The sequence below is a fragment of the Intrasporangium sp. genome, assembly GCF_036566125.1.
Lineage (GTDB): Bacteria > Actinomycetota > Actinomycetes > Actinomycetales > Dermatophilaceae > Intrasporangium.
Window position 1 is genome coordinate 1 of record NZ_DATCWX010000209.1, and the last position, 3,661, is coordinate 3,661.

Genomic DNA, 3,661 nt, shown 5'->3' on the forward strand with positions numbered 1-3,661 from the left:
AGCGCCGCTGCCGACCCCAAGGGTGAGCCGCTTCCCATCCAGTGCGACGAGCTCGGCGCGCTGGACGTGATCGTGGTCGGCGGGGGTGCGTTGGCACCGGGCCTCGCGGTCGAGAGCAACCAGGTTGTGGTGCCCTACGCCATCACCCTGAGTGGAGTCTTCACGCCCACGGTCGGCGATCCGGCGCCGTTCACCGACGAGTTCTCCAGACCTGCCCCACAGCACGGACGACTTGATCACTGCACGTTCCACCAGGAGGGAGCCCTCCCAGACGGCACCTTCGTCATCGATGGCGACATCTGGGTCTCGTACACGCCGGGAGGCTAGTCGCGATCCGGATCGGGGTCAGATGGAGATGCCGCGGGCCTTGAGGAACGCGTAGCCGACGAAGGCGACGATGTCGAGCACGGCATGGCACACGACCAGCGGCATCACCCGCCGGGTCCGAGCGAAGACATAGCCCAGGATCAGCCCCATGACGACGTTGCCGGCGAAGCCGCCGAAGCCCTGGTAGAGGTGATACGTCCCGCGGATCAGTGCGGACAGGCCGATGACCAGCGGCCACGACCACCCGATCTGCCGCCACCGGGTGAAGAGGTAGCCGACCATGACGACCTCCTCGAGCAGCGCGTTGCCGATGGCTGCGAGCGTCAGCACCGGCCCGGACCACCACACGTCGGTGAGGTTGGCCGCCGAAACGGTCGTGTTGATCCCGGCCGCCTTGGCGAGGAAGTAGAACCCCAGACCCGGCAGCCCGATGAGAGCCGCCAGCCCGAGTCCGCGGAGCAGGTCGCGGACCGGCTCGGTCCGGTCGAAGCCGATGAACCGCGCGGCCCCGATCGTCGTGGACGGGCGCAGCACGGTCGACAGCAGGTACAACGCCAGGGCCACCGGCACGACCTGGATGAGGATCCCGGCGAGCTGGTAGGCGAGATCGAGCCACGGCCGGTCCGGCGTAGCCGACTGGTTCATCGCAGTGGTCTGCGACCGGAGCGGCACGTTGCGCGTCAGCTTCTCGATGATCGACAGGACCGACCAGATCGCAGACGCGCCCAGGCTGACCCCCAGAAGGAGGACGGTCTCCCAGCCCAGGGTCCGCCGCTCCGCCGACCCAGCCGCGCGCAGAGGGTCACGGTCGCTGGGACCAAGCTCAGCGGCATACGACAAGACGCGGCGGGCCATGGCGCTCACTGTACTTTCGGCACCGACGTACCCTCGTTCCATGTCGCTCCTCGCGGACTGGACGGCCGGCCGGCACAAGGCGGGCGGCGTCGCGCATGACATCTACACGCGGGGGAGCGGCCCGGGCATCGTCGTCGTCCACGAGAGCCCTGGGCTGACGCCCGAGGTCATCGAGTTCGGCGACGAGCTCGTCGAGGCCGGCTTCACCGTCGTGCTCCCACACCTCTTCGGCTCCGCGCACGCGCCGCCGCGTACCTGGGAGGCAGCACGCGTCGTCCCACGGCTCTGTGTCACAAGGGAATTCACGATGTTTGCCACGGGAGTGACTGCGCCGCTGGGGGACTGGCTCCGAACCCTCGCGCGGGATCTCCATACGTCGGCGGGTGGGCCGGGCGTCGGGGCGATCGGCATGTGCGTCACGGGCGGGTTCGCGCTCGCGATGATGCTCGACCCGGTCGTCGTCGCGCCGGTCGTCGCGCAGCCGGCGACGCCGCTGCCCATCGGGCGGCGCCGGGCGGCCGACCTCAACCTGTCGTCGTCCGACCTGGCGCAGATCCGTGCCCGCGTCGCCGACGGCTGCCCGGTGCTCGGGGTGCGCTATCGGGACGACTGGATCACGGGCACCCGGTTCGAAACGTTGCGGCGAGAGCTCGGGGACGGCTTCATCTCAGTGGAACTGCCCGGTCGGGGCCACGCGACCCTGACTGACCACAAGCACCCGGTGGCGGTGGTCCGGGTCGTCGACTTCTTCCGCGAGCGACTCCTCGCGGGCAGTGACGCCGGCACCGATCGCGGGTAAACCGTTGGAGCGCAGGACCGCTGGCGACCTATCGTCGAGCCATGACCAGCTCATCCGTCCGGCTCGCCCTTCGCCAGAGACTCACGACGGCGCTGCGCGAGCGTGACAAGCCGACCGCGGCGGCGATGCGGTCGGCGATCGCTGCCCTCGAGAACGCCGAGGCGGTGCCGACGTCGCAGGACGCCGTCGCAGCGACGTCGCAGCACGTTGCCGGCGCCGCGGTCGGTGTCGGGGCTGCCGAGGCGGAGCGTCTCGCCCTGGACGATGCGGCGGAATCGGCGATCCTGCGGGCCGAGGTGGACAGCCTGCTCGAGGCCGCATGCGAGTACGAGTCGCTTGGGCAGGCCGAGCGGGCCGCCGAGGCGCGCGCGGCCGCCGACGAGCTGTCCAAGGTTGTCCACAGCCACTTGGGGACAACGTGGGGATAGCGCCGCGACGGTGTGGACAACTGTGCGTTTCCGGTGGATGACACGCTGGTGTCCTGTGGATGCACAATTTCTTTCGCGAAAACCCTTGCGCCGTAGTGGAGTAGGGGCGTAGAACTGCTTTCACGCACTCCTCTCGGGGAGAGCGGGACGGCTCGGAGACGAGGGTCCGCACGGAGGAGCAATCCACCGCAGAGGCTTGGTGACGAAGCCGCTGGGACCGGAGATGAAGAGCAGTCGATCGGGAGCGTCACATCGACCGATCAACCCGAAGGGCCCTTGAGACTCATACTCCCAAGGGCCCTTCACCCTTTCCCGCTGCCACTGCGGCGTCGTAGAGCGCCTTCTTCGACAGTCCCGTCCGGGCCGCGACGTCCGCACAGACGTCCTTGAGGCGTTCCCCCTTCTCAACCCGATGCCGTATGCCGCTGAGCTCGTTCTCGATGGTCGTGACCTTCCGCTCGGCGCCCGTCACGACAACGGTGATCTCGCCCTTGACCCCGTCCAGGGCCCACGCAGTGAGCTTGTGGAGGGTGCCGCGGCGGACCTCCTCGTAGGTCTTGGTCAGCTCGCGGCACACGGCAGCGCGGCGAGTCGGTCCGAATGCCTCACCCATCGCTGCCAGGGTCTCCGCAAGTCGATGCGGTGCCTCGAAGAAGACCATGGTGCGGCGTTCGTCGGCGAGCTCGGCGAGGAGGCGGGCGCGCTCGCCGGCCTTACGGGGCAGGAACCCCTCGAAGCAGAAGCGGTCGACCGGAAGCCCCGACACGGCGAGGGCCATGAGGACCGCACTCGGTCCCGGCACGCACGTGACGCGCACGTCGCGTGCCACCGCTGCTGCGACGAGCCGGTAACCGGGATCGGACACTGAGGGCATCCCGGCATCGGTGACGACGACGACCCGCTCGCCGGCAAGAAGCCGCTCGACCAGCTCTGGTGTGCGGGCCGCCTCGTTGTGGTCGTGGTAGCTGAGCACCTGCCCGATGGGGCTGACCCCGAGGGCGGAGAGCAGGCGCTTGAGCCGGCGGGTGTCCTCGGCCGCGATGACGTCGGCGGTGGCGAGCTCCTCGGCGAGGCGCGGGGCGGCGTCGCGCGGATCGCCGATCGGGGTCGCAGCAAGGACGAGGGTGCCGGCGTCAGGTGTGGTGCTCACCCCGCCATCCTGCCGTGCCGGTCATCCCTCTCGGCGCGACGTTCACGTGGCCGGTCGGCTGTCCTCCTCGGTCGCCCGATACAGCTCGTTGATGCCACGTAG

The 3,661-nt window shown here is 69.4% G+C and carries 5 protein-coding genes; 3 read left to right on the forward strand and 2 right to left on the reverse strand.

The window, feature by feature from the left end; genetic code table 11:
* Positions 1 to 327: hypothetical protein (locus VIR15_RS12945; protein ID WP_331928244.1), on the forward strand; the 327-nt coding region annotated here is incomplete at its 5' end.
* A gap of 18 nt (positions 328 to 345) precedes the next feature.
* Here the strand turns inward: VIR15_RS12945 and VIR15_RS12950 are convergent.
* A complete protein-coding gene (locus VIR15_RS12950; RefSeq protein WP_331928246.1) occupies positions 346 to 1,182 on the reverse strand; it encodes a CPBP family intramembrane glutamic endopeptidase in 837 nt (278 codons plus the stop codon).
* Between the two features lie 40 nt (positions 1,183 to 1,222).
* Here VIR15_RS12950 and VIR15_RS12955 point away from each other — a divergent pair, with 40 nt between their 5' ends.
* Together VIR15_RS12955 and VIR15_RS12960 are read left to right on the forward strand one after the other, a co-directional pair.
* Positions 1,223 to 1,981, forward strand: coding sequence for a dienelactone hydrolase family protein (locus VIR15_RS12955; protein WP_331928248.1), 759 nt, complete (start codon positions 1,223 to 1,225; stop codon positions 1,979 to 1,981).
* A gap of 41 nt (positions 1,982 to 2,022) precedes the next feature.
* On the forward strand, positions 2,023 to 2,409 hold the full coding sequence (locus VIR15_RS12960; RefSeq protein ID WP_331928250.1) for a hypothetical protein: 387 nt from the start codon (positions 2,023 to 2,025) through the stop codon (positions 2,407 to 2,409).
* Positions 2,410 to 2,692: 283 nt separating this feature from the next.
* Here the strand turns inward: VIR15_RS12960 and rsmI are convergent, their stop codons facing one another.
* On the reverse strand, positions 2,693 to 3,559 hold the full coding sequence (gene rsmI, locus VIR15_RS12965; RefSeq protein ID WP_331928252.1) for a 16S rRNA (cytidine(1402)-2'-O)-methyltransferase: 867 nt from the start codon (positions 3,557 to 3,559) through the stop codon (positions 2,693 to 2,695).
* Positions 3,560 to 3,661 lie beyond the last annotated feature (102 nt).